We start from the raw sequence: 15,952 nt of genomic DNA on the forward strand, positions 1-15,952 counted from the left end.
CCGCACGTTCAGGTTCTGGAATGTAGGTATCTAAGTGGTTTGCTAACTCAAGAATTTTTTCTTCCCATTCTGGTACGCCGTTTAATGCTTGTAATGCTGAACCACGCACGATTGGGGTGTCATCACCCGGGAAGTCGTATTGAGATAGAAGTTCACGCACTTCCATTTCAACTAATTCTAATAATTCTTCGTCATCCACCATATCGCATTTGTTTAAGAATACGATGATGTATGGTACGCCTACTTGACGACCTAAAAGGATGTGCTCACGAGTTTGTGGCATTGGACCGTCTGTCGCCGCTACTACTAAGATAGCACCGTCCATTTGTGCCGCACCGGTAATCATATTTTTTACATAGTCGGCGTGTCCCGGACAGTCAACGTGTGCGTAGTGACGAGTTTCTGTATCGTACTCAACGTGTGATGTGTTGATGGTGATACCACGCGCTTTTTCTTCTGGCGCGTTGTCGATTTGGTCGAATGCACGAGCTGCACCACCGAAGTGTTTCGCTAATACAGTTGTGATCGCTGCTGTTAAAGTTGTTTTACCGTGGTCAACGTGGCCGATTGTACCCACGTTAACGTGCGGTTTTGTACGTTCAAATTTTTCTTTAGACATTAAGAAGTCCCTCTAGAGAAACACGGTTATCGATGGTTCAATATACCACATTAACCAATTAATTGAAATTTCAGGTTTAAATCAACGGGAAGGTAAATAAAAGAGTGGTGCTGATAGGCGGATTTGAACCGCCGACCTCACCCTTACCAAGGGTGCGCTCTACCAACTGAGCTATATCAGCGCTTGGAGCGGGCAGCGGGAATCGAACCCGCATCATCAGCTTGGAAGGCTGAGGTAATAGCCATTATACGATGCCCGCAGTCCTAAATTCATCTGTCCCATCAGAATTCATCTAAAAATGGTGGAGGGAGAAGGATTCGAACCTTCGAAGGCTGAGCCGGCAGATTTACAGTCTGCTCCCTTTGGCCGCTCGGGAATCCCTCCACGCAAAATGAATAACTTGATCACGATGAAATGGTGCCGACTATCGGAATCGAACTGATGACCTACTGATTACAAGTCAGTTGCTCTACCTACTGAGCTAAGTCGGCGTCGTAAGCAAGTGAGGCGTATTATAGGGAAATTTTTATCGCTGACAAGCGTTTTTTTGCAAAAAAACATTTTTTTTTGATTATTCGCCTATTTCTCAAACAAAACGTATAAATTTTATAAAAAAGTGACAATTCCGGCAAAATAATTCTGCTCGAATGCCTATTTATAATGTAATATTTCCACATAAGATTTTTATTTGAATAACCGAAGAACGCTTGTGAAATTATCCGACTCAACCTTTTTTTCCAGCCAATACACACCGTTTTTAACGTTTAACCGTCAACAATGGGCTGAATTGCGTAAATCCGTTCCGTTAAAATTAACCGAACAAGACCTTAAACCGTTGCTAGGTTTTAATGAAGATCTTTCACTGGATGAAGTCAGTACGATTTATTTACCGCTTGCCCGTCTAATTAACTACTATATAGAAGAAAACTTACGCCGCCAAACCGTACTAAACCGTTTCCTTGGCGGACATAATCCCAAAGTACCTTATATTATCAGTATCGCCGGTAGCGTGGCAGTCGGGAAAAGCACTTCGGCACGGATTCTACAATCTTTATTATCAAACTGGCCCGATGTACGCAAAGTCGATTTAATCACGACCGACGGTTTTCTGCACCCACTGGAAAAACTAAAAAAAGATAACTTATTACATCGAAAAGGTTTCCCGATTTCGTATGATACACAACGCCTAATCCGCTTTTTAGCCGATGTAAAATCGGGAAAACCTAATGTGGAAGCGCCGATCTATTCGCACCTCACTTATGACATCGTTCCGGATCAATTTGATATCGTAGATCAACCGGATATTCTTATATTAGAAGGTCTGAACGTTTTACAAACCGGCGGCAACAAAGCCAACCAAATCTTCGTCTCCGACTTTGTAGATTTCTCGATTTTTGTCGATGCCGAAGAAATCTTATTAAAAGAATGGTACATTCGCCGTTTCTTAAAATTCCGTTTAAGCGCATTTAACGATCCGAATTCTTATTTCAAACATTACGCCGGCTTATCCAAACAAGAAGCCATTGAAACCGCCAGCAAAATTTGGGATGACATTAACGGACTAAACCTAAAACAAAATATTTCACCCACACGCGAACGAGCAAATTTAATCCTAAAAAAAGGCCCGGATCACGCGGTTGAATTGGTGAAGTTGAGAAAATAATAAAAAAATGAGCGCACTTTGGTATGAATTTTGCAAAATTATGTCGGATTATTACTGTTAAAATGTTTAACCAATCGTGCGGTACACACATTCCCACCACACTACTTATTAAAAAATTCAGTAACCACCTTTTTCACTAATTAACGAACTTTCAAATTAAAACATAATAAATTTTTTGATCTTCTTCACAATTTTGAATATTACTTTTTTCTTTTATTTATTTTTCTCTTAAACTTCCCATATCATCGAAACGTTTCGATGAGCTAAAAACGCATTAAATGGCTTGAAGTTAGGAGAAATATTATGAAAAAGACCGCACTTTTGAACGCTCAACTTTCCCACAATATTGCTACGCTGGGGCATACGGATAGCCTAACTATTTGCGATGCCGGTTTGCCTATTCCGGAATTTGTAGAACGCATTGATTTGGCATTGACTGCCGGCGTGCCGAATTTTTTACAAACCGTTAATGTAGTTGTTGAAGAAATGTTTGTAGAAAAAGCTGTTATTGCAGAAGAAATCAAACAAAAAAATCCACAAACTCATACCGCACTTTTGGCACAATTAAGTGAATTGGAACAAAAACAAAGTAATCAAATCGCTATTGAATATGTGCCACATGAAGAATTTAAAGCATTAACAGGCGATAGTAAGGGGATTGTGCGTACAGGGGAATGTTCACCTTATGCGAATGTGATTTTATATTCGGGTGTGCCGTTTTAATGAATTGAGAGTTTGAGGGAAATTTATGCAAGCAGAAATCTTGCTCAAAATTAGCGGTGTTGATAAATCCTTTCCCGGAGTAAAAGCCTTAAGTAATGCTTGTTTGTCCGTTTATGCCGGTCGTGCTATGGCGTTAATGGGGGAAAATGGAGCGGGTAAATCCACATTAATGAAAGTCTTAACGGGGATTTACAGTAAAGACAGCGGCACCATTGAATATTTAGGACAAGCGGTGAATTTTAAAGGTCCGAAACATTCACAGGAAGCGGGGATTAGCATTATCCACCAAGAATTGAATTTGGTGGGCAATTTAAGTATTGCTGAAAATATTTTTTTGGGTCGTGAGTTTACTACGCCTTGGGGGGCGATTGATTGGAAAAAAATGCACCAAGAAGCCGATAAATTATTGGCTCGTTTGAATGTGGATTTTCAAAGCAACCAACTTTGTTCTGAGCTTTCTATCGGTGAGCAGCAAATGGTGGAAATTGCTAAAGCTCTAAGTTTTGAATCTAAAGTCATTATTATGGATGAACCTACTGATGCACTTACAGATACGGAAACCGAAACCTTGTTTAAGGTAATTAGAGAATTGAAAGGACAAGGTTGTGGCATTGTCTATATTTCTCACCGTATCAAGGAAATTTTTGAGATTTGCGATGGTGTGACTGTTTTACGTGATGGGCAATTTATTGGCGAAAGTGCGGTGGTGGATTTGAATGAAGATCGTTTAATTGAAATGATGGTCGGTCGCCGTTTGGAAGAGCAATATCCGCACATTGAACAAGCCAAAGGCGACATTCGCTTGGAAGTAGAAAACCTGTCAGGTAGCGGTGTTCATGATGTGAGTTTTAAACTTTATCGAGGCGAGATTTTAGGTATTTCAGGATTAATGGGCGCCGGTCGTACTGAAGTAATGAAAGTGTTATACGGTGCATTGTCGAAAGAAAAGGGTAAAGTGCGGTTAAATAATCGAGAAATATCTAATCAATGTCCACAAGACGGCTTGCACAACGGTATTGTGTATATTTCCGAAGATCGCAAAGGGGACGGTTTAATTTTAGGAATGTCGGTTAAGGAAAATATGTCGCTGACTGCTTTGGATCATCTTTCTCATTTGGGCAAAGTAAATCATCAACAAGAACGAATGGTGGTGGATGATTTTATTGAATTGTTCAATATCAAAACACCAAGTCGGGAACAACAAATAGGTTTACTTTCCGGAGGTAATCAACAAAAAGTCGCCATTGCGAAAGGACTAATGACCCAACCTGATGTATTAATTCTAGACGAACCCACAAGAGGTGTTGATGTGGGGGCGAAAAAAGAAATTTATCAGCTTATCAATAAATTCAAGCAAGAAGGTTTGAGCATTATTTTAGTATCATCAGAAATGCCGGAAGTGTTGGGTATGAGCGATAGAATTTTAGTTATGCATGAAGGAAAAATCAGTGCGGAATTCGAGCGTGAAGAAGCCACTCAAGAAAAACTACTCGCTGCGGCAATCGGTAAGCATCATTAAGGGGATTATATGAATTCATCATCTTTTAAATTGGGAAAATTTTTATTAGAACAACGCTCGGTCATCGCATTATTGGTGTTGATAACCATTGTGTCTATGATCAACCCTGATTTTTTCAGCCTTGATAATATTTTAAATATTCTGCGTCAAACATCGGTCAATGCCATTATTGCCGTAGGGATGACTTTTGTGATTTTAATTGCAGGGATCGATTTATCGGTCGGTTCCGTTTTAGCATTAACCGGAGCAATCGCTGCGTCAATGGTAGGTTTAGAACTTTCTATTTTTGTAGTGATTCCTTTGACTTTATTATTCGGCACATTATTAGGTAGTATCAGTGGTTTTATTGTAGCAAAAGGGAAAGTGCAAGCCTTTATTGCTACCTTAGTTACTATGACATTATTGCGTGGCGTCACCATGGTTTATACCGATGGTCGCCCAATTAGTACAGGATTTTCTGATGCTGCAGATAGCTTTACTTATTTAGGTACGGGCTATTTATTAGGTATTCCAGTGCCAATTTGGTTAATGGTGATTGTGTTTACGGTGGCGTGGTACATTTTAACCCACTGCAAAATCGGACGTTATATTTATGCCTTAGGCGGTAACGAAAATGCGACCCAACTTTCCGGTATTAATGTCAACAAAATCAAAGTCTTTGTTTTTGCCGTAAGCGGCTTCTTGTCTGCACTTGCAGGACTGATCGTGACTTCTCGCCTTTCATCGGCACAACCGACTGCAGGGGTATCTTATGAATTGGATGCTATTGCGGCTGTGGTAGTCGGCGGAACCAGTTTAATGGGTGGTAAAGGTCGAGTGATGGGAACCTTAATCGGAGCGTTAATTATCGGCTTCCTAAACAACGCATTGAATTTATTAGATATTTCTTCTTACTATCAAATGATAGCAAAAGCATTGGTTATTTTGGTAGCTGTTCTTGCCGATAACTATTTAGGCAGTAAAAAAGCATAAACTTAACTCACAGGAGATTTAATATGAAAAAATTAACCACAATCGCATCTGCTTTAATGGCAACTTTAGCGTTCAGCGCAAGCAGCATAGCACAAGATACTTTGGCGCTTGCCGTATCGACTTTGGATAATCCGTTTTTCGTTTCATTAAAAGATGGAGCGCAGAAAAAAGCAGATGAGTTAGGTTACAAATTAGTGGTATTAGACTCACAAAACGATCCGGCAAAAGAACTTGCCAACGTAGAAGACTTAACGGTTCGTGGTGCAAAAGTGTTATTAATTAACCCAACTGACAGTGAAGCTGTTTCCAGTGCCGTAGCTATTGCTAATCGTAACAACATTCCGGTTATTACTCTTGACCGTGGTGCAGCAAAAGGTAAAGTGGTAAGCCATATTGCATCAGATAACGTAGCAGGCGGTAAAATGGCAGGTGATTTTATTGCTCAAAAATTAGGTGCAGGTGCAAAAGTGATTCAACTTGAAGGTATTGCCGGTACATCTGCCGCTCGTGAACGTGGCGAAGGCTTTAAACAGGCTATTGATGAACATAAATTTGATGTACTTGCCAGCCAACCGGCAGATTTTGACCGTACCAAAGGCTTAAATGTCATGGAAAATTTACTTGCTTCAAAATCTGCAGTACAAGCGGTATTTGCTCAAAATGATGAAATGGCGTTAGGTGCATTACGAGCTATCAGTGCGGCAAACAAAAAAGTGTTAGTCGTAGGTTTTGACGGCACAGATGATGGCGTGAAAGCGGTAAAAAGTGGTAAATTAGCCGCAACCATTGCCCAACAACCTGAGTTAATCGGTAGTCTTGGCGTAGAAACAGCGGATAAAGTCTTAAAAGGCGAAACCGTTGCAGAAAAAATTCCGGTTGATTTAAAAGTAGTTACGGAATAAAAAACTTATTTTTAATTCGCTCATATGTAAGGACGCACTACGTGCGTCCGTCATATGAAATCCCAACCATTATTTGATTATGAAACATTTTTGGACGCACGCAGTGCGTCCCTACAAGGATACGCTATGTCTAAAGTTCTCACCATTCTCGGCAGTATCAATGCAGATCACGTTATTTCAGTACCGCACTTTGCCCGCCCGGGAGAAACCCTAACAGGGAGCCAATATCATATAGCTTATGGAGGCAAAGGTGCTAATCAAGCGGTTGCAGCAGCTCGTTTGACGGATTTCAGCCTAGGCAATAAAGTGAATTTTATCGGCTGTATCGGTTCCGATGAAATTGGTCGTGCTATGAAAAAAGCCTTTGAGCAAGACGGTTTAGATGTCTCGGCGGTGAATGAAATTGCAGGGGAAACCACCGGTGTAGCAATGATTCAAGTGGCGGAAAGTGGTGAAAACAGTATTGTTATTTCTGCCGGAGCAAATGGGGCATTGACTGCGGAAGTTGTGGCGCAACATGAAGATAAAATCCGACAGGCGGATTATCTGTTAATGCAGTTGGAAACCCCCTTGGATGCGATATTGGCAGCAGCAAAATTAGCACAAAGCCAAGGTACGAAAGTCGTACTTAACCCGGCACCTGCTCGTCCGTTATCTGATGAATTACTGGGTTTATTGGATATAATTACGCCGAATGAAACAGAAACGGAAATTTTAACCGGTATTCAAGTGAAAGATGAACAAAGTGCAGTACTGGCTGCGCAAGTTTTTCATCAAAAAGGTATTGAAACCGTATTGATTACTTTGGGTTCAAAAGGCGTTTATATCAGCCAACAACAAAGCGGAAAAATTGAAGGGCAAATCATCAGCGGATTTAGAGTAAATGCCGTAGATACTACCGCTGCCGGAGATACTTTTAACGGCGCATTTTTAACCGCACTTTTAGAAGAAAGGTCCTTATTTGATGCTATCCGTTTTGCTCACGCAGCAGCAGCGATCAGCGTAACCTGTAAAGGTGCGCAACCTTCTATTCCAAGTCGTTTAGAAACGGATAATTTTTTAGCTCGACAATAAAAAGATTATGACAACAATGAAAGATATCGCCCGTTTGGCGAAAGTTTCAACATCCACGGTTTCTCACGTTATTAATAATTCTCGTTTTGTCAGCGAAGAAGTGCGGCAAAAAGTAATGCGTGTCGTAGATGAATTAAACTATACCCCTTCTGTTCTGGCACGTAGTTTAAAAATAAAAGAAACTAAAACCATCGGTATGCTAGTCACGGCAAGTAATAACCCTTTTTTTGCCCAAGTTGTAGCGGAAGTGGAGCGCTATTGTCATCAGCAAAATTATCAATTAATCCTGACCAACACGAATGATGATGACGAGCTTGTACAAAAAAACTTACAGCTTTTCGCACAAAAACAAGTGGACGGTGTATTGCTAATGTGTACAGAAAGTCATTTTCAAAGCACTGATTTTTGTTTGAAATTACCTAGTGTCATTATGGATTGGTGGCCGGAGGAATTAAATGCGGACAAAATATTTGAAAACTCGGAATTAGGCGGCTATTTAGCAACACGTTATTTAATTGAAATGGGACATCAGGATATTGCAATTTTAACCGGTAGTTTTAAGAAATCCTTAGCCGTCAATCGATTAAACGGCTACAAAAAAGCATTACAAGAAGCAAATATTCCTTTGCGTGAAGAATGGATTATTGAAAAACATTTCCATTTTGAAGGTGGTATTCAAGCTATGCAAAGCTTACTTAAACAAAAACAACGCCCGACGGCCGTTTTTGCTTGTAGTGATGCAATGGCTGTCGGCGCGTATCAAGCCGCGTGGGTGGCGGGCTTGCAGATTCCGCAAGATATTTCTATTATCGGCTATGACAACATTGAATTAGCTCAATATATGTCACCGCCGCTTACCACGATCCATCAACCCAAAAAGTTATTTGCACAATTAGCGGTGGATACGCTATTAGCGCGAATCAAAAATCCGGAAAAAAAACACCGCACTTTTATGCTGGAACCGAGTTTAATTATTCGTTCTTCTGTAAAACGACTAATATCCTGATTCCCCCTCAAAAAAAAGAGTACATTTCTGTACTCTTTTTCATCTGATTATTGAATCGATTGTTGTAAGGTTTGCAACGGATATACATCCCAACTATCCAAACTCTTCACACCTTGGGTTAATGCTTCTGCACCTGCAAGAGTTGTTTGAAGAAACACCTTCTGCTGCAATGCGCTGCGGCGGATCGAGTGGCTGTCGGCGACACTTTCCGGAAGGCTGCCGACAGTGTTGATGACCATTGCGATTTCGCCGTTTTTAATTGCATCGACGATATTCGGACGCCCTTCCCGTACTTTGTTGACGATTTGGGTAAACACGCCGTTTTCACGCAAGAATTTCGCCGTACCCATTGTGGCGCATAAGCCGTAGCCTTCTTCTTGTAAATGACGTGCGATCGGTAACAAACGCATTTTGTCATTATCATCAACGGATAAGAACACTTTACCCGTTTTCGGAATACGTTCGTTCGCGCCGGTTTGGGCTTTTAAGAAAGCTTCGGAGAAGGTTTTGCCAACACCCATTACTTCACCGGTCGAACGCATTTCAGGTCCTAAAATAGTATCCACGCCCGGGAATTTGATGAATGGGAACACCGCTTCTTTCACGGAATAAAAGTGCGGTATGATTTCGCCTTGAATTTGTTGTTCCGCTAAAGAGATGCCTGCCATTACTCGTGCGGCGATTTTCGCCAGCGGTCTGCCGGTGGATTTACTTACAAAGGGTACGGTACGGCTGGCACGAGGGTTGACTTCAAGCACATAAATCACATTATCCTGCACTGCAAATTGTACGTTCATCAAACCCACCACATTTAAGGCTTTCGCCATAGCAGCGGTTTGACGGCGGATTTCATCTTGAATTTCCTTGCTTAATGAATAAGGCGGTAAAGAGCAAGCGGAGTCGCCGCTGTGAATACCAGCTTGTTCGATATGTTGCATAATACCGCCGATAATCACTTCTTTGCCGTCGCAAATACAATCCACGTCCACTTCAATGGCGTTATTTAAGAAGTGATCCAATAAAATCGGACTGTCTTCGGACACTTGCACCGCTTCACGCATATATTTATTAAGTTCGTCCACGTTATACACGATTTGCATTGCTCGTCCGCCCAATACATAAGAAGGACGCACCACCAACGGATAACCCACTTCTTCCGCTAATTGCACCGCTTCTTGTGCATTGCGTGCCGTGCGGTTGTTCGGTTGTTTTAAACCTAGATCTTGCAGAATTTTTTGGAAACGTTCACGGTCTTCCGCCGCATCAATGCTGTCTGCGGACGTACCGATAATGTTAACCCCGTTTTCGTGCAAAGCATTGGCAAGTTTAAGCGGTGTTTGACCGCCGTAATGCACAATCACGCCGTAAGGTTTTTCTACATAGATAATTTCCAACACATCTTCCAAGGTCAACGGCTCGAAGTATAAACGGTCAGAGGTATCAAAATCCGTTGAAACGGTCTCAGGGTTGCAATTCACCATAATGGTTTCAAAACCACTTTCACGCAAGGCAAGAGCGGCGTGAACACAGCAATAGTCGAACTCAATCCCTTGACCGATACGGTTCGGACCACCGCCTAAAATCATAATTTTCTTGCGATCACTCGGACGGCTTTCACATTCTTCTTCATAGCTAGAATAAAGGTAAGCGGTATCAGAAGTAAATTCCCCTGCACAAGTGTCCACACGCTTATAAACTGGGTGTAGATTTAAGGAATTTCTCTTATTTCTGACCGCACTTTCGCCTGCTTTAGTTAATTGTCCGATACGTTTATCGGAGAAACCTTTGCGTTTCAAACGGCGTAATTCCGCATAATCCAATTCATCCAAGGTGCGTTTTTCCAACGCCAATTCTTCTTGCACCAAATCCTGAATTTGGATTAAGAACCAAGGATCGATTTTGGAATAATGATGCACTTCTTCAAGGGTAAAGCCAGCACCAAAGGCGTCCGCCACATATAAAATACGGTTCGGGCCCGGGTTGCCCAATTCGGTACGGATTTTTTCAGGTTCTTCGGAAAGCAAATTGAAACCGCAGATGCCTGTTTCCAAACCACGCAATGCTTTTTGTAAACTTTCTTGGAAAGTACGCCCCATCGCCATTACTTCGCCCACGGATTTCATTTGCGTAGTTAAACGATCGTCCGCTTGCGGGAATTTTTCAAAGGCAAAACGTGGTACTTTTGTTACTACATAGTCGATTGAAGGCTCGAAGGACGCAGGAATTAAACCGCCTGTAATATCGTTGCGTAATTCGTTTAAGGTATAACCCACCGCTAATTTCGCCGCTACTTTGGCAATCGGGAAACCTGTCGCTTTAGAAGCAAGCGCAGAAGAACGGCTCACACGAGGATTCATTTCAATAACAATCATCTCGCCGTTAGCAGGGTTAATGGCAAATTGAACGTTAGAGCCGCCCGTATCCACGCCGATTTCACGCAATACCGCAAGGCTGGCATTACGCATAATTTGATATTCTTTATCCGTTAAAGTTTGCGCCGGTGCGACGGTAATGGAGTCGCCCGTATGCACGCCCATCGGATCAAAGTTTTCAATGGAACACACGATAATGCAGTTATCCGCTTTATCACGCACCACTTCCATTTCATATTCTTTCCAACCTAAAACCGACTGTTCGATTAATAATTCGTGGGTTGGCGATGCGTCGAAACCACGCTCACAAATCGCCATAAATTCATCACGGTTATAAGCAATACCGCCGCCTGAACCGCCCATAGTAAAAGACGGACGAATTAAGGTCGGGAAACCCACTTCCGCTTGTGCCGCCCAAGCTTCTTCAAAGGTATGACAAACAAAAGATTTCGGCGTATTTAAACCGATTTTTTCCATCGCCTCTTTAAAGCGGCCACGGTCTTCCGCTTTATCAATGGCATCTTCCGTTGCCCCGATTAATTCTACGCCGTATTTTTTCAACACGCCGTTTTTGGATAAATCCAAGGCGCAGTTCAACGCCGTTTGACCGCCCATAGTCGGTAAAATCGCATCCGGGCGTTCTTTTTCGATAATTTTCTCAACACTTTGCCAGTTAATTGGCTCAATGTAAGTTACATCTGCCATATTCGGATCGGTCATAATGGTCGCCGGATTGGAGTTCACCAATACCACTTTATAACCTTCTTCACGCAAAGCTTTACAAGCCTGCGCCCCTGAATAGTCAAACTCACAAGCCTGACCGATCACAATCGGACCTGCGCCGATGATAAGTATTGTATTTATGTCTGTACGTTTTGGCATTTTGGTATCTCTTTAATTAAATTTTGTAATTTGTTTTTATTTCGTAGGGTCGCACTGCGTTCGACCGCGGACACACGCAGTATGTCCCTACATTTAATTAGGGTAAATTAAAAACCCCTTCACCAACTTCAATCACTCTTCCGCCAACAAAAATCGTTTTATTTTCATCGACTTTTAAGGATAAACGGTTCGGTCTGCCCATTTCGTCACCCTGGTTAATTGTCCAATCAATCGACGTTAAACCCTGCGTAATCGCCCAACCGCCTAAATTTGCCGCGGCCGAACCCGTACCCGGATCTTCAGCGACAGTGCCGTTTGCGTGAAAAAACAACCGCACTTTGGCGTGATTATTTTCAACAAACCACAAATAAGCTAATTGATTAGGCAGCATTTGGCTAAAAAGTGCGGTATTAATTTGGCAATTTTTTACCGCACTTTCTGACGTTAATCGAATTAGAAGCTGATTAGCACCGGTATCCACCCAAACGGCATTTAAAATATCGGCGGTTTGTAACCCTAGTAATTCTGCACATTCTGTTAAGCTGAATGTGCAAGATACAGTTTTTACGCCGTTTTTTAAAGCGAGAGTGATAATGTCGCCTTGATGCCGAATTTCAACTAATCCCGATTTTGTTTGCAATACATAATCATCAGACAAGCCCAATAATTTCTTCAGCACAAATGCCGAGCCAATCGTCGGGTGTCCGGCAAAAGGAAGTTCATAACCGGGCGTAAAAATTCGCAATTTTTGCACCGCACTTTTATCCGCGGCTGCCTGAAAAAAAACAGTTTCAGACAGATTAAACTGACGAGCAATTAATTGCATTTCTTCATCGTTCAAGTCATCCGCATTGGAAAAAACTGCCAAAGGGTTGCCGCCGAAATGACTTTCGGCAAAAACGTTGACGAGTTTAAAAGGATATTGGCGCATAATTTCTACCGGAACAATTTATTTCAGACCGTAGAGACGCACTGTGTGCGTCCGTAATGATATAACGTAAATTTGTTTGCGGACGCACGCAGTGCGTCCCAACATTCATTATTTTTTTGCATTACGCAACGCATCAATAAATTTATCAAATAAATAAGCCACATCATTCGGGCCCGGACTTGCTTCAGGGTGTCCTTGGAATGAAAACGCCACTTGATCCGTCAGCTCAATGCCTTGCACCGAATTATCAAATAAAGAGCGGTGAGTTACGCGCACGTTTTGCGGTAAGCTGTGTTCATCCACTTCAAAACCGTGGTTTTGGCTGGTGATCATCACTTTTTGCGTATCCAAATCTTGCACAGGATGGTTTGCACCGTGGTGTCCGAATGCCATTTTTTTCGTTTTACCGCCGGACGCCAAACCTAATAATTGATGCCCTAAGCAGATACCGAAAATCGGCTTTTTAGTTGCTAATAAGGTCTGAATGGCAGAAATGGCATAATCGCAAGGTTCCGGATCGCCCGGGCCGTTGGATAAGAAAATACCGTCAGGATTGAGCGCTAAAACTTCTTCAGCGGAAGTTTTGGCAGGTACGACCGTGATATTACAGCCACGTTCCGCTAGCATACGCAGAATATTACGTTTCACGCCGAAGTCATAAGCCACGATGTTAAATTCGGGATTTTGCGCTTCCACATAACCTTTGCCTAATTGCCATTCGCCTTGCATCCATTGATGAGTTTTCTCGCAAGTCACCACTTGAGCTAAATCTTTTCCCGCCATTGAACCGAAGCTTAAGGCGAGTTCTAAAGCTTTTTTCTCATCAATTTCGCCGGTCATAATACAACCGGCTTGTGCGCCTTTGTCACGCAAAATACGCGTTAAACGGCGAGTATCAATATCCGCAATCGCCACCACATTATTGGCTTTTAAATAATCGCTTAAACTTTGATTGGCACGGAAATTACTGTGAATCATCGGCAAATCGCGAATAATCAAACCCGCCGCATAAACGCCGTTACTTTCAAGATCTTCAAGATTTGCGCCGGTGTTGCCGATATGGGGATAAGTGAGGGTGACGATTTGTTTGAAATAAGAAGGGTCGGTTAGAATTTCTTGATAACCGGTCATTGAGGTATTAAATACCACTTCACCAATAGTATGACCATTGGCGCCGATGGATGTACCGTAAAAAACGGAACCGTCGGCTAATACTAAAATTGCCTGTTCAGACATAAAAACTCCTTTCGGTCGAACACTTACGAATGCTCATTAACCCGTATTTAACGCAAAAATTCACCGCACTTTGTCATACGAGTAAATTATTGTTAAATCCTTTCCGATAACTTAGCAAATTTTTGCTAAACTCGCCTATTCTAAAGGACTATTCAGCGCTATTCAAGTAAAATCGCAAACGATAAAATGATTAATTATTCACTTAATTTACATAAATAATCACATTTTTACAATAACTTTATAATTCCGGATGATTTATTTTGTAGTTGGCACACAAGTTGTTACAATGGAGAGAATTTTAATTCGAGAGAACCTAAAATGAAAAGAACACACTTTATTTCCGCCGTATTACTTGGCTCGGCAATTCTCACCGGCTGTGCGTCGATTGATCCGCAAACCGGCGAACGAAACGATCCGCTTGAGGGTTTCAACCGCGTAATGTGGGATTTTAACTATAAAATCGCCGATCCCTATGTACTAAAACCGGTTGCGACGGGTTGGAAAGAATATGTGCCGTCTCCCGTGCGTAAAGGCTTGACCAACGTTACTAACAACCTTGACGAACCGATTAGTTTTGTCAGCCGACTACTGGAAGGCGAAGGCAAAAAAGCAATGGTGCACTTTAACCGATTTTGGATCAACACCATTTTCGGCTTGGGCGGTTTAATCGACTGGGCGAGCTATAGCGATCCGCTTAAAATAGAAAACGAACGTGATTTTGCGGATACGTTGGGCACTTACGGCATAGAGCCGGGCGCATATATTATGCTTCCGGCATACGGTGCAACAACACCGCGTCAGGCAACCGGCACGACATTGAATGTCGGTGCAACTTATCCGTTCTGGCATTGGGTAGGCGGACCTTGGTCACTCGTGAAATCGGGTATTCAAGCCATCGACACGCGTGCCAAGGCATTAGATAAAGAAGCGCTGCTCAATCAAGCGCAAGATCCGTATATTACTTTCCGCGAAGCTTATTATCAAAATTTGGAATACCGTGTAAATGACGGAGAAATAAAAAAAACGGAAGAATCTCTTTCAAAAGAAGAACTTAACGAAGTTGACTAAAAGGAGCTTACTATGGAAATGACATCGACACAACGCCTTATTCTCGCGAATCAATATAAACTAATGGGATTATTGGAACCGAATAATGCGAAAAAATATCAACGCTTGGAAGCTATTGTAAAAGGCGGTTTCGGCTTAGAACTTAAAGAGCTGGATAAAGAATTTTCCGATATTTCGGAAGAAGAATGTCGCACGGTATTAGATACGTTAGAAATGTATCACGCCCTACAAGTTTCTTATAATAATTTAGGTGATAAATCAAGCGTCACACCACACCGACTACAATTTGCAGGCTATTGCGCCGTGCGTGAGAAAAAATACCTCAATTACTTGCGTTTCATCACCGGCACAGAAGGTAAATATCAAGAATTTATGCGCTGCGAACACGGTTGCGATTCCCAAACTCCAATGTGGGATAAATACTCCAAAATGCTCGAAATCTGGCGCACCTGTCCACACGAATATCATTTAAGTATGGCTGAAATTCAGAAGATTTTGAATGCATAAAAACTAAAAATCACGACCGCACTTTAAGCTCCCTGTTCAAAAGAAACTAAAGTGCGGTATTTTAAAAATTTGTTATTCATATTCTACCCTTTCTATAAAAATCCTCATTCATTTACCTAAAATCCATATGAAATTAGCGCGAATATATAAAGGGGCTTAATTTAGAATAACAAAAAGGGTATCTTTCGATACCCTTTCTTCTGTCGATAACGTTTTTAACACGTTTCCACAAATTATTTAATGATTTTCGCTACCACACCAGCACCAACTGTACGTCCGCCTTCACGAATCGCGAAACGTAAACCTTGGTCCATCGCGATTGGGTGAATCAAGCTTACTGTCATTTTGATGTTGTCGCCCGGCATTACCATTTCTACGCCTTCCGGTAACTCGATAGTACCTGTTACGTCAGTTGTACGGAAGTAGAACTGTGGACGGTAACCTTTGAAGAATGGAGTATGACGTCCACCTTCTTCTT

General features: G+C 41.9%; 14 protein-coding genes and 4 tRNA genes. 9 read left to right on the top strand and 9 right to left on the bottom strand.

Annotation, left to right across the window (positions count from 1 at the left end; translation table 11 throughout):
• From CVP04_RS11865 to CVP04_RS11885, 5 genes are all read right to left on the bottom strand, one after another.
• Positions 1–619 (bottom strand): GTP-binding protein (locus tag CVP04_RS11865; protein ID WP_133118474.1); only part of this gene is annotated, 619 nt, incomplete at its 3' end.
• A 105-nt stretch (positions 620–724) separates the two neighbouring features.
• Positions 725–800 (bottom strand) — tRNA-Thr (locus CVP04_RS11870).
• A 3-nt stretch (positions 801–803) separates the two neighbouring features.
• Positions 804–878: transfer RNA gene (locus CVP04_RS11875), tRNA-Gly, on the bottom strand.
• A gap of 40 nt (positions 879–918) precedes the next feature.
• Positions 919–1,003, bottom strand: a tRNA-Tyr gene (locus tag CVP04_RS11880).
• 31 nt (positions 1,004–1,034) lie between these two features.
• A tRNA-Thr gene (locus CVP04_RS11885) sits at positions 1,035–1,110 on the bottom strand.
• A gap of 218 nt (positions 1,111–1,328) precedes the next feature.
• Here CVP04_RS11885 and coaA point away from each other — a divergent pair.
• From coaA to CVP04_RS11920, 7 genes are all read left to right on the top strand, one after another.
• The gene (gene coaA / locus CVP04_RS11890; RefSeq protein WP_100297716.1) at positions 1,329–2,282 is read left to right on the top strand and encodes a type I pantothenate kinase; all 954 of its coding nucleotides are present in this window, start codon (positions 1,329–1,331) and stop codon (positions 2,280–2,282) included.
• 303 nt (positions 2,283–2,585) lie between these two features.
• Complete coding sequence (gene rbsD / locus CVP04_RS11895) at positions 2,586–3,005, top strand: D-ribose pyranase (RefSeq protein ID WP_100297717.1); 420 nt, start codon at positions 2,586–2,588, stop codon at positions 3,003–3,005.
• Positions 3,006–3,030: 25 nt separating this feature from the next.
• Positions 3,031–4,524: a ribose ABC transporter ATP-binding protein RbsA gene (gene rbsA / locus CVP04_RS11900; RefSeq protein WP_100297718.1), complete on the top strand. Its 1,494-nt coding sequence runs from the start codon at positions 3,031–3,033 to the stop codon at positions 4,522–4,524.
• A 9-nt stretch (positions 4,525–4,533) separates the two neighbouring features.
• On the top strand, positions 4,534–5,496 hold the full coding sequence (gene rbsC, locus CVP04_RS11905) for a ribose ABC transporter permease (protein ID WP_100297719.1): 963 nt from the start codon (positions 4,534–4,536) through the stop codon (positions 5,494–5,496).
• Positions 5,497–5,519: 23 nt separating this feature from the next.
• Positions 5,520–6,398: a ribose ABC transporter substrate-binding protein RbsB gene (gene rbsB, locus CVP04_RS11910; protein ID WP_100297720.1), complete on the top strand. Its 879-nt coding sequence runs from the start codon at positions 5,520–5,522 to the stop codon at positions 6,396–6,398.
• Between the two features lie 126 nt (positions 6,399–6,524).
• Positions 6,525–7,472 (top strand): ribokinase, encoded by a 948-nt coding sequence (gene rbsK, locus CVP04_RS11915; protein ID WP_100297721.1) that lies wholly within the window; start codon positions 6,525–6,527, stop codon positions 7,470–7,472.
• Positions 7,473–7,479: 7 nt separating this feature from the next.
• Positions 7,480–8,478, top strand: a complete 999-nt coding sequence (locus tag CVP04_RS11920) for a substrate-binding domain-containing protein (RefSeq protein ID WP_100297722.1) — start codon at positions 7,480–7,482, stop codon at positions 8,476–8,478.
• A gap of 47 nt (positions 8,479–8,525) precedes the next feature.
• Here CVP04_RS11920 and carB read toward each other — a convergent pair whose 3' ends face one another.
• The 3 genes from carB to carA all read right to left on the bottom strand — a co-directional run bounded on the left by carB (position 8,526) and on the right by carA (position 13,899).
• The gene (gene carB / locus CVP04_RS11925) at positions 8,526–11,732 is read right to left on the bottom strand and encodes a carbamoyl-phosphate synthase large subunit (protein WP_100297723.1); all 3,207 of its coding nucleotides are present in this window, start codon (positions 11,730–11,732) and stop codon (positions 8,526–8,528) included.
• A gap of 97 nt (positions 11,733–11,829) precedes the next feature.
• Positions 11,830–12,666 carry a PhzF family phenazine biosynthesis protein gene (locus CVP04_RS11930; protein WP_207761647.1) on the bottom strand — a complete coding sequence of 279 codons (837 nt, stop codon included), beginning with the start codon at positions 12,664–12,666 and terminating at the stop codon, positions 11,830–11,832.
• A gap of 105 nt (positions 12,667–12,771) precedes the next feature.
• Positions 12,772–13,899 (bottom strand): glutamine-hydrolyzing carbamoyl-phosphate synthase small subunit, encoded by a 1,128-nt coding sequence (gene carA, locus CVP04_RS11935; protein WP_100297725.1) that lies wholly within the window; start codon positions 13,897–13,899, stop codon positions 12,772–12,774.
• A 318-nt stretch (positions 13,900–14,217) separates the two neighbouring features.
• Between carA and CVP04_RS11940 the strand changes: the two genes are divergently transcribed.
• On the top strand, positions 14,218–14,967 hold the full coding sequence (locus CVP04_RS11940) for an MlaA family lipoprotein (RefSeq protein ID WP_100297726.1): 750 nt from the start codon (positions 14,218–14,220) through the stop codon (positions 14,965–14,967).
• A gap of 12 nt (positions 14,968–14,979) precedes the next feature.
• Positions 14,980–15,474 carry a YfbU family protein gene (locus tag CVP04_RS11945; protein WP_100297727.1) on the top strand — a complete coding sequence of 165 codons (495 nt, stop codon included), beginning with the start codon at positions 14,980–14,982 and terminating at the stop codon, positions 15,472–15,474.
• 233 nt (positions 15,475–15,707) lie between these two features.
• Here CVP04_RS11945 and CVP04_RS11950 read toward each other — a convergent pair.
• Positions 15,708–15,952 (bottom strand): EF-Tu C-terminal domain-related protein (locus CVP04_RS11950; protein WP_479873616.1); only part of this gene is annotated, 245 nt, incomplete at its 5' end.

The sequence above is a fragment of the Caviibacterium pharyngocola genome (assembly GCF_002795405.1).
Lineage (GTDB): Bacteria > Pseudomonadota > Gammaproteobacteria > Enterobacterales > Pasteurellaceae > Caviibacterium > Caviibacterium pharyngocola.

Excerpts from the sequence above, each read along its gene's own strand:
- rbsD (WP_100297717.1), top strand. The coding sequence starts at position 2,586 with ATGAAAAAGACCGCACTTTTGAACGCTCAACTTTCCCACAATATTGCT.
- rbsA (WP_100297718.1), top strand. The coding sequence starts at position 3,031 with ATGCAAGCAGAAATCTTGCTCAAAATTAGCGGTGTTGATAAATCCTTT.
- rbsC (WP_100297719.1), top strand. The coding sequence starts at position 4,534 with ATGAATTCATCATCTTTTAAATTGGGAAAATTTTTATTAGAACAACGC.
- rbsB (WP_100297720.1), top strand. The coding sequence starts at position 5,520 with ATGAAAAAATTAACCACAATCGCATCTGCTTTAATGGCAACTTTAGCG.
- rbsK (WP_100297721.1), top strand. The coding sequence starts at position 6,525 with ATGTCTAAAGTTCTCACCATTCTCGGCAGTATCAATGCAGATCACGTT.
- CVP04_RS11920 (WP_100297722.1), top strand. The coding sequence starts at position 7,480 with ATGACAACAATGAAAGATATCGCCCGTTTGGCGAAAGTTTCAACATCC.
- carB (WP_100297723.1), bottom strand. The coding sequence starts at position 11,732 with ATGCCAAAACGTACAGACATAAATACAATACTTATCATCGGCGCAGGT.
- carA (WP_100297725.1), bottom strand. The coding sequence starts at position 13,899 with ATGTCTGAACAGGCAATTTTAGTATTAGCCGACGGTTCCGTTTTTTAC.
- CVP04_RS11940 (WP_100297726.1), top strand. The coding sequence starts at position 14,218 with ATGAAAAGAACACACTTTATTTCCGCCGTATTACTTGGCTCGGCAATT.
- CVP04_RS11945 (WP_100297727.1), top strand. The coding sequence starts at position 14,980 with ATGGAAATGACATCGACACAACGCCTTATTCTCGCGAATCAATATAAA.